This is a genomic window from Mycobacterium simulans, from assembly GCF_900232995.1.
Classification (GTDB): Bacteria; Actinomycetota; Actinomycetes; order Mycobacteriales; family Mycobacteriaceae; genus Mycobacterium; species Mycobacterium simulans.
The window spans coordinates 11,644-28,246 of record NZ_OCVX01000002.1; the positions used below are offsets into that span (position 1 = coordinate 11,644).

13 protein-coding genes and 2 pseudogenes are annotated in these 16,603 nt (G+C 62.5%); 6 read left to right on the forward strand and 9 right to left on the reverse strand.

Annotation, left to right across the window (positions count from 1 at the left end; all coding sequences use genetic code 11):
- The first annotated feature begins 72 nt into the window (after positions 1-72).
- Positions 73-2,490: an SIR2 family protein gene (locus MSIMFI_RS00460; RefSeq protein WP_191495722.1), complete on the forward strand. Its 2,418-nt coding sequence runs from the start codon at positions 73-75 to the stop codon at positions 2,488-2,490.
- Positions 2,491-2,677: 187 nt separating this feature from the next.
- On the opposite strand, the gene MSIMFI_RS00465 is transcribed toward MSIMFI_RS00460, so the two are convergent.
- The 3 genes from MSIMFI_RS00465 to MSIMFI_RS00475 form a co-directional block, all read right to left on the reverse strand.
- Positions 2,678-3,424, reverse strand: a complete 747-nt coding sequence (locus MSIMFI_RS00465) for a GIY-YIG nuclease family protein (RefSeq protein WP_191495723.1) — start codon at positions 3,422-3,424, stop codon at positions 2,678-2,680.
- 486 nt (positions 3,425-3,910) lie between these two features.
- Entirely contained in the window at positions 3,911-4,324 is a 414-nt protein-coding gene (locus MSIMFI_RS00470) for a PIN domain nuclease (RefSeq protein WP_191495724.1), read from the reverse strand.
- Positions 4,315-4,509: a hypothetical protein gene (locus MSIMFI_RS00475; protein WP_186240948.1), complete on the reverse strand. Its 195-nt coding sequence runs from the start codon at positions 4,507-4,509 to the stop codon at positions 4,315-4,317. The genes MSIMFI_RS00470 and MSIMFI_RS00475 overlap by 10 nt, the downstream gene beginning before the upstream one ends.
- A 669-nt stretch (positions 4,510-5,178) precedes the next feature.
- Between MSIMFI_RS00475 and MSIMFI_RS00480 the strand changes: the two genes are divergently transcribed.
- The gene (locus MSIMFI_RS00480) at positions 5,179-5,649 is read left to right on the forward strand and encodes a hypothetical protein (RefSeq protein WP_191495725.1); all 471 of its coding nucleotides are present in this window, start codon (positions 5,179-5,181) and stop codon (positions 5,647-5,649) included.
- 48 nt (positions 5,650-5,697) lie between these two features.
- On the opposite strand, the gene MSIMFI_RS00485 is transcribed toward MSIMFI_RS00480, so the two are convergent.
- Complete coding sequence (locus MSIMFI_RS00485; RefSeq protein ID WP_191495726.1) at positions 5,698-6,579, reverse strand: sigma-70 family RNA polymerase sigma factor; 882 nt, start codon at positions 6,577-6,579, stop codon at positions 5,698-5,700.
- Positions 6,580-6,653: 74 nt separating this feature from the next.
- Between MSIMFI_RS00485 and MSIMFI_RS00490 the strand changes: the two genes are divergently transcribed.
- Together MSIMFI_RS00490 and MSIMFI_RS28840 are read left to right on the forward strand one after the other, a co-directional pair.
- Positions 6,654-7,067 (forward strand): DoxX family protein, encoded by a 414-nt coding sequence (locus MSIMFI_RS00490; RefSeq protein ID WP_186240951.1) that lies wholly within the window; start codon positions 6,654-6,656, stop codon positions 7,065-7,067.
- A 323-nt stretch (positions 7,068-7,390) separates the two neighbouring features.
- Positions 7,391-8,283: pseudogene (locus MSIMFI_RS28840) on the forward strand (FAD-dependent monooxygenase).
- On the opposite strand, the gene MSIMFI_RS00500 reads toward MSIMFI_RS28840, so the two are convergent.
- The 5 genes from MSIMFI_RS00500 to MSIMFI_RS00520 form a co-directional block, all read right to left on the reverse strand.
- A complete protein-coding gene (locus MSIMFI_RS00500; protein ID WP_191495727.1) occupies positions 8,280-8,669 on the reverse strand; it encodes a VOC family protein in 390 nt (129 codons plus the stop codon). The pseudogene MSIMFI_RS28840 and the gene MSIMFI_RS00500 sit on opposite strands and share 4 nt — an antisense overlap.
- A complete protein-coding gene (locus MSIMFI_RS00505; RefSeq protein ID WP_191495728.1) occupies positions 8,635-8,997 on the reverse strand; it encodes an ArsR/SmtB family transcription factor in 363 nt (120 codons plus the stop codon). The genes MSIMFI_RS00500 and MSIMFI_RS00505 overlap by 35 nt, the downstream gene beginning before the upstream one ends.
- Before the next feature lie 133 nt (positions 8,998-9,130).
- On the reverse strand, positions 9,131-10,360 hold the full coding sequence (locus tag MSIMFI_RS00510; protein ID WP_191495729.1) for an oxidoreductase: 1,230 nt from the start codon (positions 10,358-10,360) through the stop codon (positions 9,131-9,133).
- A complete protein-coding gene (locus tag MSIMFI_RS00515) occupies positions 10,357-11,043 on the reverse strand; it encodes a TetR/AcrR family transcriptional regulator (protein WP_191495730.1) in 687 nt (228 codons plus the stop codon). The genes MSIMFI_RS00510 and MSIMFI_RS00515 overlap by 4 nt, the downstream gene beginning before the upstream one ends.
- Positions 11,040-12,404 (reverse strand): cytochrome P450, encoded by a 1,365-nt coding sequence (locus MSIMFI_RS00520; protein WP_191495731.1) that lies wholly within the window; start codon positions 12,402-12,404, stop codon positions 11,040-11,042. Before MSIMFI_RS00520 ends, MSIMFI_RS00515 begins: the two co-directional genes overlap by 4 nt.
- A gap of 194 nt (positions 12,405-12,598) precedes the next feature.
- Here MSIMFI_RS00520 and MSIMFI_RS00525 point away from each other — a divergent pair.
- Positions 12,599-14,077: pseudogene (locus tag MSIMFI_RS00525) on the forward strand (FAD-dependent monooxygenase); the annotation flags it as partial.
- Between the two features lie 140 nt (positions 14,078-14,217).
- The gene (locus MSIMFI_RS00530) at positions 14,218-16,581 is read left to right on the forward strand and encodes an arylsulfatase (RefSeq protein ID WP_191495732.1); all 2,364 of its coding nucleotides are present in this window, start codon (positions 14,218-14,220) and stop codon (positions 16,579-16,581) included.
- The last annotated feature ends 22 nt before the right edge of the window (positions 16,582-16,603 follow it).

Below are 16,603 nucleotides of genomic sequence, written 5' to 3' on the forward strand. Positions count from 1 at the left end.
CCTAGGATCGACAGCCAACGCCGTTAGGCTTTGGAGCCAGCTACGGTGAGCAGCAAATCGACGGAGGCACAAGTGTTTGAGATATCAGAGCTGATAACTCGAATCAATCCCCGCCAAACAGTTTTACTGCTCGGCGCAGGAGCCTCAATTCCGTCAGGCGCGCCTTCAGGTGCCCAACTTGCGCAGCGTCTCGCCCGCGACTTGTCAGGTCTTGCAGGCGCAGACACCTACACCCTGAGTGAGCTTTGCAGTGTCTACGAACGGCGCCAGGGTCGTAAGGAGCTCGCCGCCGCGGTCGCAAATATCTTGAGTCCGCTGGAACCGACGAAAGGTATACAGCTGCTTCCGAAGTTTGATTGGTATCGGATCTACTCGACAAACTTCGACCTTCTTGTCGAAAAGGTGTACAAGGCTGCTGGTTCCGAACTTCGTGTGCTTCGCAGCAACTTTGATTTCAGCAGGCAATCCGCAGCCGGAACCACTGAGTATTATAAAGTTCACGGCTGCATAACCGAGGATGCCGGTTTCGGACATCGAACTCGAATGCTGCTCACAGAAGAAGACTATGAGCGTTACGCTGATTTTCGAGAAGCTTCGTTTAGGACCTTATCCGCCGATATCGTAACAAAGGACACCCTAATCGTTGGTCAATCGCTTGCTGACTCGCATCTTAGGGATCTTGTGCGCGAAACCTTACGACTGCACGGGAATTCTGGAACGCCCGGCAGGATCTTCATCCTGACATACGCTCGCGATGAAGAGCGCGCTCAAATGTACCTATCTCGCGGGGCCGAAGTGTATTTTGGCGACTTGGATAGCCTTTTCAACGGCTTACTCTCAGCACTTCCTGGCGATGAGGTCAAATCATCGGCCGAAGGTGCTCAGTTCGAATCGACGCTTCTGCCATCCGAGCTTGTTAGCGTCACAACTGATGTTCGTCACGCAGTATCCCTTGACCCCAATCCACGTAAACTCTTCAACGGCTCGCCCGCCTCTTATGCGGATATTTCGAATGGCTTTACCTTTCAACGATCAAGTCGCCTCCCGATCCTGAAATCCTTACAGGAAAAGCCGATCGCCGTCATTCTCGGCGCGGGAGGAGTTGGCAAAACGACGCTAGCCCGTCAACTAACTACTGAACTGGGCCAGGGGTTCGATGCAGTTTGGGAGCACACAAACTCGTTTGCACTTGAAGCAAAGTATTGGATCGAATATGAGACTCGCCTCCAACGACAGTCGAAAAAAGCACTTCTTGTTATCGACGATTGTATCGAGAACTTGGTTCAGGTGGGTCAACTCGCGAGTCATCTAGGGACAACGACCGATCCTGCGCTGAAATTGATATTGACTGCGAATACGGGCCAGTGGGCACAACGAGCGAAATCACGCTATATCTTCAGTCATGGGGAAGCTCAAACACTCACGATTTTGAGTCACGATGACATATTGAGCCTGATTGAGTTAACAAGTCAAAAGCCCGAGATTCGCGAACTCGTCGAGGATCGATTTCTGAGCCTACCAAGAGGAGAGCAGATCCGGGTACTTCGCGAGCGATGCGCGGCAGATATGTATGTCTGCATGAAGAATATCTTCGCCTCAGAAGAACTCGATTTTATCTTGCTGCGGGAGTATGCCGATCTGGACGAGCCTGCACAAGAGATCTACAGAAACGTGGCCGCTTTGGACGCAACTGGAGCCCGAGTTCACCGACAGCTAATTATGCGGACCCTCGGCGTCGACGCCGGCGGGCTTATGGCGACGCTGACTGCTTTGACTGGAATCGTGTCCGAATATGACATCGACCCTGGTAACGGACTCTATGGGTGGGAGACGCGCCACCGAGAAATCGCTAAGACTATCGCCAGATACAAATTCGCAGCTCCGGCAGACCTGGAAGCCCTGTTCGGCTCTCTCATCGATTCGATAAACCCGTCCGTTCGCCTGGAACGGGAAGCCGCTAAGGCGCTATGCACGGATGACGAGTTTGGGATAGACAAACTGGCTGATGCAGCGAAACAGGTCGAATTGCTTAGAAGAATCGTCAGGCTAATTCCTGGCGAGGGGATCCCACGTCATCGACTGATTCGGCACCTCATCGACCAGCAGCGACTCGACGAAGCGGCGAAGGAACTACGCGATGCGATCGAATCGATCAAGATCAATCCAGTTCTCGGTCGCTATGAAGTTCTGCTGCTGATAAGAAAGGCTCAGTTAACGCCGGGTCTTATGGACGAAGACCGCGCGGCGATTCTCCTCAACGCCCAGGCGTTGGCGCTCAAGAACATTGATCGATATCCGACCGATCTTCACGCATTCCGCATCTACGGCGATGTCGCGGTGGCACTCGCCTCAGTCGGCGGTGCCGCTGCGGCACTCGACGATGCGATCGAGCGAACTCGCGGTGCCGAATCAAGGATTCTGGACCCTGCGCTGGTTGAGATCCGCCGGCGCCTTGAGACTGAGCGCCGTAAAATCCCATCCGACAATTGAACAACATCACCCAAGCGGGAGGCGGCTTTGGTCGCTTAGCGACCCACAGCTGCCTGCTGGCCTATGAGATGAAAGTCAACCGGGATTGACGTCAGCGGCTAAACTCGCGCGCGATGATCATGCACGATTACCAGCTAGCCACGCTACATCGATGAAAGTGCTTGCTCCTCTTGGTGATTAGCGCCCTCTACATGAACCGGCCGCGCCGCTTGAATGCGGCCACGTCCTCGCGCGATAGCGCGAACAGTTCACCTCTGACGTTCTTGTCTTCAAACCGCTTGTGCCAGTACCGCTCAATGCCGACCGGATCATCCGTTTCTAACCTGTGCACAATGTTCGGCGGCTCGGGGAGCATCGTCCCTAGCTGTGACCTGCGCCGATCAACGTCGATTGTGCGCCCAATCTTATAGTGCTTCCCCGACTTCATGAGATATACATAGCCAATGACGGTCAGCCGCAACGGCAATGCCGTGACGCCGTCGTCGTCAGGAGTCGCTCCGTCTGACGATGCGGCGGGAAGCAGGTCGAGCAAGTCCGCATACGCCGATTCCGCTTCTGCGAGATCGCGCAACTTGGTCACCAGCCCCTTCCGGCCACCAAATGAGCGCAGTGCTGTTCGGCGAGGCAACGTCGAATCATTGCGGCTGGCGAGACGCCACTCCTCCTCGCTGGGTAGCTTCCTGAAATGGCGGACCAAAGCCACTGCGTCGAGAAGCAGTTCGCCGTCGTCACGCCGCTGAACGAGGCTGTTCGGCTCAAACCCAGCCTCGCGCAGCGCGTCGCCCCACGACGCCCAGTAGACACCCAACCACGAGCGCCGGGTGATGCCAGTCAGGTTCGCAAACCGCGTGTAGCCCACGGGTTTACCGCCGGCTTGCGCAGTGACATGCCGAATCCACGAGATGATTTCTTCGCGTGAGTAGTCGCCTGCCACGGGGCAATCATCGCATATTGCTCCGACCGCGACAGCACAGCTCAGCTAACTCGGCGGTCAGCTTGGCGCCGAAGCAATCAGCGGCGGCCCGATCTTGACTACCGCACGGGCCTCGCCGGATCCCCCGTCCAGAACAACTCGCACCTCTCGAGCACGCACCGTTACCAGTTAACGACACCGAGTTGCATTAGATGAAAGCGCTTGAGGTCCGGTCCGACGGTTCTGGGCGGACCGGCGTCCGCCGCACGTGTTGTGCTTACGCCCGAGGCCGTCGTACATTTCAATCACTTAATGAATGATTCGGCAGTTAGGTGGATCCTTGAGCGTGCCGCTGTCCGACCGCGTGAGATCCGCTTTCTGCAACCGCTCCTCCTCCCCGCTGCGCCACTGTTGATTCGTCACAGTGACGAATTGCCTTGAGTCGCAGGGGGGGAACGGTGACATCCGCGACCCAGCCAATCAATCTTCTCGGTACCTTAGGACGCTCTAGTCGACGGTCCCAGAAGGCACCACCCACTGGCAGGGTTGGCCGGTCACTGCGGAAATCAGGTCGAAGTCTGAGTCGTAGTGCAGGACGGTCAGCCCATGTTCTTCGCCGGCGGCGGCGATGAGCAGGTCAGGGATCTTGCGGCCGCGCTGGCTTCGCTGAGCGAGGAGTCGTTGCACCTGAAGCGCACGACGATAATGCGATTCGGTCGATTCGACAGGCTTGAATGCGTCCAACGCCGCTATTAAGCGGTCCCACTCGGCCTCGTTCCGTGCCGAATAGGCGACCTCGAGATCGGTGATACGGGCCCGCGCGAGTTCGCCCGAAGCCGCGAGGGGTTCCACTGCTTGCCGCACTTTGGGCTGGCCAAGTCGTTTGATCACACTGGTGTCGATGAGAAACGTCAGCGCCATGCCTCAGCGCGATCTTCAGATGGTGCGGCGGCCAGTACGTCCAGCGCGGCGGCCACATGCTGTAATCGGTTCGAGGTCGCGCTGCGCAGAGCCGCGTTCACCGTCTCTTTGATCGTGGAAGTCCCCAGTTCTGCGCGAGCCATCTCCAATGCCTGCTCATCAATGTCGATCAGATGCTTCCCCATAGACCCAGTATATACAAGAAGTCTCGCGATATATACGCACGGGTACGGTCTGGTCGGAGGCGACACGCCCCAGGTTCGATGAGAATGCCCCAGGTTCAGTGAGAACGGACATTGACGTTGATCAGATTCTGGCGCATCTCAGATCGAAGGATTCGCCGATCGCGTTGTCGACGTTGCGCTCCTACAGCAACACGATCTTGACCCACGCCGATATCCACGATGAATCGGCGCTCACAGACATCATTGCCGGGGCGACGCGGTGCCGTCAGTGCTCGGCGTCCCATTCACACGACCGTGATAGCCGCCGTTGTCGGATGCGCGAGGCAACGCAATCAGCCACGCGCGACCAGCGACTCACCGAGACGATTCTGCGAGGCATGCCGCAAGCCTCGATCCCGGGGGCGATCGTCGGCTTGGGGAATACAGTGCCGGCCACAACGGCAATATCGCGGGCTACCAGACCTACGCCTATTACCTTCCCCCGCAAGGCAAAACGGTGGTCAACTCGAACGCCAAGCAGCTAGGCGTTTGGAACTTCTTCTCAGAGATCATGAAGATCGTCAGCCCAGGTCGCCCCTGGCCGGCACCTCCGTCGTAGAGAGCCGTGTCGTTACCACGACATTCTCATCGGCCCGTTGTCATCCGCGACTGCTAGCGTCGATCGCTGACATGACACATCCACTCTTGAGTGGTCTGGCATCAGCGCTCGGACAGCTGACCACGGACCGCGCGGCGGGCCGACGGGCCCTGACCCGGCTGTGGGACACGCTCGCTCCCAGCGATGCGGCCGGGCGGTGCATTCTGGCGCACTACTTGGCCGATGCGCAAGATGACCTAAACGACGAAATCGCTTGGGATGAAACGGCTCTTGTCGAGTCGGCCAAGGTCTCCGACGATGATCTGCGAGCCATCTATCCCGCCCTCCGGGTGAGTGGATTCATGTCGTCGCTGCATCTGAACCTGTCCGACGGTCACCGACGGCTGGGACGTTTCGAGGCGGCCGGCCGGCACCTGGAATCCAGCCTCGCCGCCAACGGAGCGCTTACCGGAGACCGTCCCGAAGAGGTCGCCTACCGAGACATGATTATCGCTGGGCAACAGCGTGTCGCCGCGGCGATCGAGGCACATGACAGCACGTAAGGGTCCGGTCTGGCGACATTGCGGGGTGGTTATGTCGATTTGTTTCTGTCAGTCCTCGATGGCCGTCAGGTTGAGTCGGCGAAGACGCGCGGCGGAGGCAAGGATGTCGATCTCGACGATCTTGCCGCCGACGATGGTGAATCCCATCACAGAGAGCGGTCGCCCACGCGACACCGCGACAACGCCGGCGGCGCCGTTGACCAACGCGGGACGGGCGAACCCGGCGCGATGGGAGAACAACAGCGCCTGCTGGGCGGCGGCGCGTGCGCCACGGACCTCCCTTGGGAGTCCCGGGGCCACCGCTCCGGCGTCGGCCCGCACAACGACGTCCGGATCAAGCGTCGCGACGAGTGCTTCGAAATCGCCGTCGCGCGCCGCCGCGAGGAATGCGTCGACGACCTCGCGCTGACGTGTCAGATCCGCGTCGGGCACCGGGGCTCCGCGTACCCGGCGACGGGCCCGGCTTGCGAGCTGGCGTGCGGCGGTGGGTGAGCGGTCCACGATTTGGGCGATCTCCTCGAACGGGACTGCGAACATGTCGTGCAGCACGAACGCGACCCGCTCGGCGGGAGCCAGGGTATCCAGCACGACCAGTAGCGCCAGACCGATCGAGTCCGCCAGCAGCGCCTGGTCCTCGGGATCCGAACCTTCGTCGCGGCCAACAATCGGATCGGGCAGCCGCGCGTCCAGTGGCTCCTCGCGCCGCGCGTTTCGAGACCGCAACAGGTCCAGGCACACCCGCCCCACGACCGTCGTCAGCCATCCGGTCAGGTTGTCTATCCCGCTGGCACGGTTGCGGCTCAACCGCAGCCAGGTCTCCTGCACGGCGTCGTCCGCCTCCGAGAGCGACCCCAGCATCTTGTAGGCGACTCCGCGTAGGTGTGCTCGCCGCTCCTCGAATCGCTGCGCCAACCACTCGGTGTCGTCCACGGTCACATCCTCCAGTCGCCATGCGTCATATAGATGACGAATCCATGTCCCACCAATGTGACAAGGACATCAACATGACAACTCTGATTGACGCAAAAGCCGCCGCCGCTTCCCGCCGTCGGGTCATCGGGTACTGGGTCGCTACCGTCCTGCTGGCCGCCGAAATGCTGGTGGGAGGCACGTGGGGCATCCTGCGGATTCCGTATGCCCGCGACATGATGCAGCACCTCGGTTACCCGGACTACTTCGCTGTGCTGCTCGGTGTGTGGTACACGCTGGGCGGGGTGGCGCTGCTCGTCCCCGGCTTCCCACGGCTCAAGGAATGGGCGTATGCCGGTGCCACCTTCGTCTATACCGGCGCCGTTGTGTCTCACCTGGCGGTCGACGATCATGTACGCATGCTGGTGGCCCCGCTGCTCTTCCTCGCCCTCGCCTTCACCTCCTGGGCGCTGCGCCCGACGTCTCGCCGCCTAGCCGACGCGCGCTGACCCGGCGTGTACCTCATTGTGCGAGACCACAAAACCACCTGCTGCATCGTCGGCGGCGGACCGGCCGGAATGGTCGCCGGGTTGCTGTTGGCGCCAGGGCGTGGAGCTGGTGCTGGAAAAGCACGGGTATTTCCTGCGCGACTTCCGCGGCGACACCATCCACCCCTCCACCCTGGAGCTCGTGCACGAATTGGACTGGCTCGACGAGTTTCTGCGACTGCCTCATTCGAAGCTGCACCATGTCACCGTCCAGGGTGGCGGGTGCCCTGATCACTTTCGCCGACTTCCGCAACCTGAAGGTGCACTGCCCCTACGTCGCGTTCATGCCGCAGTGGGACTTTCTCGACTTCCTGGCCGACAAGGCTCGCGCCTATCCCCACTTTCGCCTCATGATGAACGCCGAAGTCACCGGCTTGGCGATGGATTCTGACCGGGTGTTCGGCGTGCACGTCGCTACCGCCGAAGGACCATTGCAGATCCGGGCTGAACTCGTGATCGGTGCCGACGCCCCCGCCGGCCTGACGAGGAGCTTCCGTTCTTTCAACTCGGCACCGGAAATGTCGTGGTCTGCATCGATCGGCGTGACTACTGGCAGATGGCCTACGTCATCCCTAGCGGACAATTCGACGCGGTGCAGGCCGCTGGACTGAATACGCTGCAAGCCAACGTTATTGAGCTACTCCCCCAACTGGCCGACCGGGTAACGCATCTGGACACCTGGGACGACGTCCATTTTCTGCAGGTGCGTGTCGATCACCTGCGCCGCTGGTACCGTCGCGGTCTGCTGTGCATCGGTGACGCCGCACACGCGATGTCCCCCGCCGGCGGCGTGGGCATCAATCTGGCCGTCCAGGATGCCGTCGCGACCGCCAACATCCTGGCTCCTGCTCTGCTGCGTGGGGAAAGCCCTCCCACACGGCAACTGCGTCGAGTGCAACGGCGTCGCCAGTTACCGGCGCGAGTCACTCAGGCCGTCCAGGTGCGGGCGTTGCGCGGACTGTATCCAAAGCGCCTGGGAGACAACATTTTACAATGTACGCCTATTGCTGCGCCTATTCAGCCGGTTTCCAGCATTGCGTTTGGTCGTCGGCCGATTCATCGGCATCGGCATCCGCCCCGAACACGTACGCCCGTAGTTGTCGCGTTGGCAGACCGGGGAACCCGGCCGCGGAGCCCTGCACATGACCGTGACGCACCGGTTGTGAGTGGCTTCTAACCGTCCTGATGGGCGATCTGAATGAGATTGCCGCACGTGTCGTCGAGAACCGCCGTGGTCACCGGCCCCATATCCGTGGGCTCTTGAGTGAAGTGCACTCCCAGTCCGCGCAGTCGCTCGAACTCCGCCCGGACATCGTCGACGGCGAATGAAGTGAATGGGATGCCGTCGGCGATCAGCGCCGCCTTGAATGGCTTGACGGCTGGGTGGCTATCGGGTTCGAGGACGAGCTCGGTGCCGTCCGGATCTTCTGGGGATACCAGCGTGATCCACCGATGCTCGCCCAGCGGAACATCGGTCTTCTTCTGGAACCCGAGGACGTTGGTATAGAACCGCAGCGCCTTGTCCTGGTCATCGACGAGCACGCTGCTGAGGTTGATCCTCATGGTGATCCTTTCCGGCCGGTATGTGATCCGGCGCCACGGGGCCGTCGGCGTTGCTCACGGCCTTCTTGAGCCATCGCTCGACGATCGACTCGAGCAGGGTTGTGTTGATGTAGTGGAACTTGTAGCGGCCCTCGCGGCGGGTCTCGATCAAACCCGCGGCCTCGAGAACGTCGAGGGGCTGCGAGATCGCCTGTCGCGACGAGCCAAGTCGATGCTTGGTCGCCAGTCGTGCGCAGAGCTCGAAGAGCGTCTGCCCGTTGCGGTCGGTCAGTTCGTCGAGGAGGATGCGGCGCGTGGGATCGGCCAAGGCCTTGAAGACGTCACCCACGCTGCACCACGTTATGCAAGTCACCACTTGCCTGTCAACGTCCCGCGGTGCCGTGGCGATCGGCGGGTCGTAAACCCCGGCCGCAAACAACCAGCCCCCAAGCCGATTGGCTCTGTATGACCCAATGCGGCCCTTAAAGCGCGGGGTTTCGGCCGGTGCGCCACCGCAATTGCATCTCCACCAACCGAGCCGCTGTGCCCGCCCTCCCCCGGCTGGGTTGGGGGTCAAGGCCCCTACCGAGACGGCGCAGCTGTTGCTGATGCCACGGGCTGCTAAGAGCCGCACCGACGGCCCGCACAGCCGACCGCCGCGGAGTCGGCAAGTTGTCCAGCGTGCCACCGGCCAGCAAGCGTCTGGCTGCGTTCGGATCGACTGCGAAGGGACGTGCCAGCCCGATTACGTCGACTACACCCCGCGCGACCAACTCCCGGACGACTGTTCCATCACGCAGGCCGCCGGTGAGCATCACCGGCACGTCGACCGCGTGCCGGATATGTTCGACGCTCGTGGTGAAGTAGCCGGCGGTCGGTGTTGCCGCCCCGAGCAGATGCAGCCAATAGCTGCCCGATCCCCCCGAAACCTCAAGCAGATCAATCCCTTCGGGCTCCAAGGCGGCCGCGACACACACCGCGTCATCCACGCTAAAGCCTCCGTCTTCGAAGTCGCTCGCGTTGAGTTTGACTGTGACCGCAAAACGCCGGCCAACCCGTCCGCGTATTGCCCGCACGACCTCCATCAGGATCCGGGATCGCCGCTCGATTGAGCCGCCCCAGCCATCACGCCGGTGATTCGTCAGCGGTGAGAGGAACTGACTCAGCAGGTAACCGTGGGCGGCATGAACCTCGACACCGTCGAAGCCGGCTCGCTCGGCGACGGCTGCGCTTGCCGCGAATGCCTCGACGATGCGGCCGATATCGGCAACCGTCATCTCGATGGGCCGCGCGAGTGCCCAACGGAGCAGCCGCTGACGCGGCGACACCGCCGACGGTGCCAGTGATCGCCCCGTGACAGCGCGAAGCGCTTGCCGTCCAGGGTGATTGAGCTGCATGAACAATCGGGCGCCATGGCATTTGGCGGCGTCAACCCACTCCGCTAGCCAGGTTGGGTCGTCATCGGCGGTTACGACCACGTTGTATGGCTCGACCAGTTGCGATGGCTGGACCGCAACGTTGCCCGTGATGAGCAAGCCGGCACCGCTTGCGGCCCATCGCTGGTACAGCGCCACGAGCGCTGGCAATGGGCGGCCCTGCCGGTCGGCCAGCTGTTCGCTCATCGCCGCCTTGGCCACGCGGTTCGGCAGCACGACACCGCACGGCAGCTCTAGCGGCGCGTGCAAGTCGGCAGGCGCTGCCATGTCGGTCATGTCGATAGGGTGTGTCGCGCATTCACGGGCTGCGCCGCACTCTTGGGGGCAGCCAGCATTGGGACGAAGTAGCGGCGCGCAAACGTACGCGAACTCTCGTCGTCGTCGAGATCGATGATTACCTTTGGGGTGAGCAAGAACGACACGATGAGCCTGACCACGATCTCGGCGGTAGCCAAAAGTTCTGGGGTGCTGCGGCTTTCGCCCGGCTCGCGGGCCACATGGGTGGCGAGGAATTCGGTGGCCTCGGTGATGATCGGGGCGCCTTGTACCGTGAACCAAGGCAGCGCCAATTCCGGTTCACTCTCGATCAACCGTTGCAGCAGCCGGTGGGACCGGACAGCGCGCAGGGTGAACGCGAAGCCCTCCACGATCATTTCCTCCGGATCCTCCAGCGGCTCGATAAGACGGTCCAAGTCGGCCAGGAAGTTGCGCAATTCACGCAGCGCAACGGCCTCGATAAGTGCGTTCTTGCCGGGAAAATACCGGTAGACGGTCACGCGACCGACCTTGGCGCGCTTGGCAACGTCCTCGACCGTCGAGCGTGCCAGGCCGAACAGCTCGAACTGGCGCAGCGCGGCATCGGCGATCGCGCCGCGAGTGGTGTCGTCAGTGCCGTCGACTGCCCCTAAACCTATGGCGCGGGCCGCTTCTCGCAACAGTCGTACGGCAGTGTGGGTCACGACACCACCTCCGAATGGCGTCGGAGCCGCTCGGTGACCACGACGCGTCCGCCGCGCGCCGGGACGGTCGTGACGTGGTAGGCGGTGGGCGTCTCCGGTTCGGGTCGGTCGGGTTCCAGACGCACGTGACGCAGGATGGTCGTTAGGACCACGCGCATTTCGAGCATCGCGAGGTTGGCGCCTGGGCAGCGCCGCACCCCACCACCGAACGGCAGCCAGGCACTGGGGTCGGGTTCGTTGCCGTCCAGAAAGCGCTCTGGCCGGAATTTGTCGGGTTCGCGATACAGCGTGGGATCGTGGTGCAACACCGGGATCGCGATGCCGACGCCAGTGCCAGCGGGCAAGGCCCAGCCGTCGATCTCGGCGTCTCGAGCCAGTACCCGCGGCACCTCATGCGCGACGGGGCGGCTGCGCAGCGTCTCCTTGATCACGGCCTCCAGGTAGGCGGTGTCGCCCTCCTCCAGCGAACCGAGGAGTCGCTCGAGCACCGAAGGGTTGTGCGTGAGTCGTTCCACCGCCCACGCGATCGCGGTGGCACTGGTCTCGTGGCCGGCCAGCAGCATGGCCACAAGCTGGTCGCGCACCTCGGCGTCGGTAAGGCCGTTGCCGTCTTCATCTCTGGCGAGAAGAAGGACCGACAGTAGGTCGCTGCGGTCGTCGCTGGCCTCAGCGCGGTCATCGCCGGCGGCGAATTCGCGCCTGCGCAAGGCGATTTCGGAATACAGTAGCTCGTCGATGCGGTCCCGCTTGCGGCGGAAGCGTCCCCACGGGCTCCACCCGCCTAGATCAAGCCGGCCGAGCGGGGAGATAAAGCCGAGCGCTGTCACAGGGCCCCAGTTGTAGAGAGCAGGCAACAGCGCCCGCAGCTCTTGCGCGCGCGCCGCATCGCGCATTCCGAACACGATCTTGGCGATCACATCCAGCGTGATCTCCTCGGCGATCGGCCGGATCGCGAACGGCTCATTCACCGGCCACCGGGAGACTTCTGCCATGGTGCGCCGCTCTATTAACACCTCCCACTGCTTGAGCCGGCTCCCCATCAGCGGCGGCATCAGCAGTTTGCGCATCCGTCGGTGCTCGTCTTCGTTCAGCAACACGACGGCGTGGGGTCCCATGCCCTCGCGCAGGGCCTCCATGCCACTGTGTGCGACAGTCCTAGGCAGCGTAAGGATCTGCTGCGCAGCGTTGCTCGTTGTGAACACCGCGATATCGCCCCAATAAAGGAATCTCATCCGGAACACCGGGCCGTACCGATCGGCCATGCGCTGATAGAAGTCCGGCCGTGTGAGCCATTGCAGCGACTGAACCAGGCTGGGTTCCCACGGGCCGGGCATGCGATTGAGCCGCTGCGGAACACTCATATTGATAATGTATCATTTGTATTCATTGTTTCAACGCCCTCGGCGCCAGCGCATGGTGCTGCCCCACCTGGGGACTTGCGGCAGGACCGAGGTCGTGGCGCAAAATGGCTGGCAGAGGCCAGAACTCACTGGAAGCGGGGTTAGGAGTTGCGTCGTTCATTGGCACCGGATGGTCGCGCCGTGAGGTCGAACCGATGTCCGACCATGCGGTAGTCATCACCGGAGGCGGGCCGACAGGGCTGATGCTGGCTGGTGAGTTGGCGTTGGCAGGAGTCGACGTTGCCATCGTCGAGCGGCGCGCCAGCCAGGACCTGATTGGCATGCGCGCGGGCGGTCTGCATTCACGCACCATCGAGGTTCTCGATCAGCGCGGAATTGCCGATCGGTTCCTGTCTCAGGGACAGCGGGCGCAGGTCGCGGGATTCGCGTGGATTCGGTTGGACATCAGCGACTTTCCCACCCGCCATCCCTATGGGCTCGCGCTGCGGCAGAACAACATCGAACGCATTCTTGCAGGCTGGGTTGGCGAGTTGGCGGTGCCGATTTATCGCGGACGCGAGGTGACTGGTATCGCCCAAGACGACACTGGCGTCGACGTCGAGCTGTCCGACGGCGACTCGCTGCGGGCGGAGTATCTCGTCGGGTGCGACGGGGGACGCAGCCTGGTCCGTAAAGCGGCCGGCATCGCGTTCCCGGGGTGGGATCCGACGACGAGCTGCCTGATCGCCGAGGTCGAGCTGGACGTTGAGGAGGGCGAGGAACCGGAATGGGGGCTGCGCCGCGACGCCCTCGGTATCCATGCCCTCAGCCGGTTGGAGGTTGGCGGGTCGGCGGGGGTCATGGTGACCGAGCAGCGCCTCGGAGCAGTGAGCGAACCCACCTTGCCCGATCTGAGCGAGGCGCTCATCGCCGTATACGGGACGGATTTCGGGATCCACAGTCCCACTTGGATTTCCAGGTTTACCGACATGACGCGGCAGGCCGCAGCCTATCGCGACAGACGGGTCCTGCTGGCCGGCGACGCCGCACACGTGCATTTCCCGACCGGCGGGCAGGGCCTCAACACCGGTGTGCAGGATGCGGTGAATCTGGGTTGGAAGCTGGCCCAGGTGGTCAATGGGATATCGCCCGACAGCCTGCTCGATACCTACCACGCCGAGCGCCATCCCGTCGCCGCCCGTGTGTTGCACAACACGATGGCGCAAACCGCACTGCTCGGCGCGGGCGAGCGTATCGACGCGTTGCGCGACACCGTGTCCGAGCTGCTGAGCATGGACGAGCCACGCAAGCGATTCGCCGGGATGATGTCCGGTCTGGATATCCATTACGACTTCGGTGAGGGACACCCGCTGCTTGGGCGCCGGATGCCCGATCTCGACCTGGTCACCACCGACGGCCCGGTGCGGGTATTTACCCTGCTGCACCGTGGCAGGCCAGTGCTGCTCAACCTTGGTGGGCCGGGCGGCTTCGACGTCGACATCACCGGTTGGGCGGATCGGGTTCAACTCGTTGACGCGAAATATGTTGGCGGTTGGGAACTTCCGGTGCTTGGTGTGGTCACGGCCCCCACCGCGGTGTTGATCCGGCCCGACGGATATGTTGCCTGGGTGGGGGACGAACGTCACCTTGGGCTCGCGGACGCGCTCACCACCTGGTTCGGCTCGTCCACCGCGGCCGCATCCTCGATCGAACGGACGAATTCGTGCGCACCAGGGACCGTCACCTCCCTGCTACCGGAATCTCTGGTGAGGACGACCGAGCAAGAAACGCTGCGGCTGTAGCGTCGATTGGCACGCACGTCGAGGGAGGAAGAATGCACCGGTCAAGAACACATCTGCCGATTCCCAGTGCTCCCCGCACGGGGCTGATCACGTATGACGCGAAGGATCCCGACAGCACATACCCGCCGATCGAGCTGCTACGCCCACCCCCGGGCGCCCCGAATGTGTTGCTGATCCTGCTTGACGATGTCGGGTTCGGTGCGGCGAGCGCGTTCGGCGGCCCATGTCAGACGCCGGCCGCCGAACGCCTCGCCGGCGGCGGGTTGCGGTACAACCGGTTTCACACCACCGCGTTGTGCTCGCCGACGCGGCAGGCATTGCTGACCGGGCGCAATCACCACTCCGCCGGCATGGGCGGGATTACCGAAATCGCCACCGGAGCACCCGGATACAGTTCGGTGTTACCCAACACGATGTCGCCGATCGCGCGGACGCTGAAGCTCAACGGGTACAACACAGCCCAGTTCGGCAAGTGCCACGAGGTCCCGGTCTGGCAGACCAGCCCCGTCGGGCCGTTTGACGCATGGCCCGCCGGCGGTGGCGGTTTCGAATACTTCTATGGCTTCATCGGCGGCGAGGCCAACCAGTGGGATCCGAGCCTGTATGAGGGCACCACGCCGGTCGAGGTGGACCGTACCCCTGAAGAGGGTTACCACTTCATGGAGGACATGACGGATAAGGCCATCGGTTGGATCGGACAGCAGAAGGCGCTGGCCCCTGACACGCCGTTCTTCGTCTACTTCGCCCCTGGGGCGACCCATGCGCCGCACCATGTGCCGCAGGGGTGGGCCGACAAGTACCGAGGCAAGTTCGATGCGGGCTGGGACGCTCTGCGTGCGCAAACCTTTGCCCGGCAAAAAGAACTCGGGGTGATCCCGGCGGACTGCCAGCTGACCGCGCGTCACGCCGAGATCCCGGCGTGGGATGACATGCCGGAGGACCTCAAACCCGTTCTGCGCAGGCAAATGGAGGTCTATGCAGGATTCTTGGAATACACCGACCACCACGTGGGCAGGCTCATCGACGCCGTGGACCGGCTCGGTCTGCTCGACGACACGCTTGTCTTCTACATCATTGGGGACAACGGCGCATCGGCCGAGGGCACGATCAACGGCACGTTCAACGAGATGTTGAACTTCAACGGCATGGCAGCGATCGAGACGCCGGAGTTCATGATGGAGCGCCTCGACAAGTTCGGCGGGCCGGAGTCCTACAACCATTACTCGGTGGGCTGGGCGCACGCGATGGACACGCCCTACCAATGGACCAAGCAGGTGGCATCGCACTGGGGTGGCACCCGCAACGGCACGATTGTGCACTGGCCCAACGGTATCGCCGCGAAGGGTGAGATGCGCTGGCAGTTCCACCACGTCATCGACGTGGCGCCGACGATCCTGGAGGCGGCGGGGCTGCCGGAGCCGTTGTTCGTCAACGGTGTGCAGCAGCATCCCATCGAAGGGGTCAGCATGCTGTATTCATTCGATGATCCGCAGGCGCCGGACCGGCACGAGACGCAGTACTTCGAGATGTTCGGAAACCGTGGCATCTACCACAAGGGCTGGACCGCGGTGACCAAGCACAAGACGCCGTGGATCCTCCTCGGGGAGGAGACACCGGCGTTCGACGACGACGTGTGGGAGCTGTACGACACCACCAAGGACTGGAGCCAGGCCACGGACCTGTCCAAAGAGATGCCCGAGAAACTGCATGAGCTGCAGCGGCTTTGGCTGATCGAGGCGACCCGCTACAACGTCCTGCCGCTGAACGACGACACCGCCAGCCGGCTCAACTCCGACCTGGCGGGCAGGCCAATGCTGATCAGGGGCAACAGTCAGGTGCTGTTTGGTGGCATGGGCCGGTTGTCGGAGAACTGTGTGCTCAACATGAAGAACAAGTCGCACTCGGTGACGGCCGAGATCGAGGTGCCCGAGACCGGCGCCGACGGCGTGATAGTCGCGCAGGGCGCCAACATCGGCGGCTGGAGCCTCTACGTTAAAGACGGCAAGCTCAAGTACTGCTACAACCTGGGTGGGATCAAGCGCTTCTACGTTGAGTCCACCGAGCCGTTGCCAGCCGGCGCGCATCAGGTGCGCATGGAATTCGCCTACGCCGGTGGCGGTTTGGGCAAGGGCGGCGAGGTGACCCTATATGTCGACGGCCAGCAGGTCGGTGCGGGGCATGTGGCAGGCACGCTTGCGATCGTCTTCTCCGCCGACGACGGCTGCGATGTCGGTGTGGACTCAGGCTCGTGCGTGTCACCCGACTACTCGCCGGGAAAGAACGCGTTCAACGGTCGGGTCAAGGGCGTGCAGCTGGCCATCGCCGAGGCAGCAGATGCCGAAGGGCACATGGTCGCGCCCGAGGACGCGGTCCGCATCGCGTTAGCGCGCCAATAGAGCCGCCTGCGCGCAGCCGCCG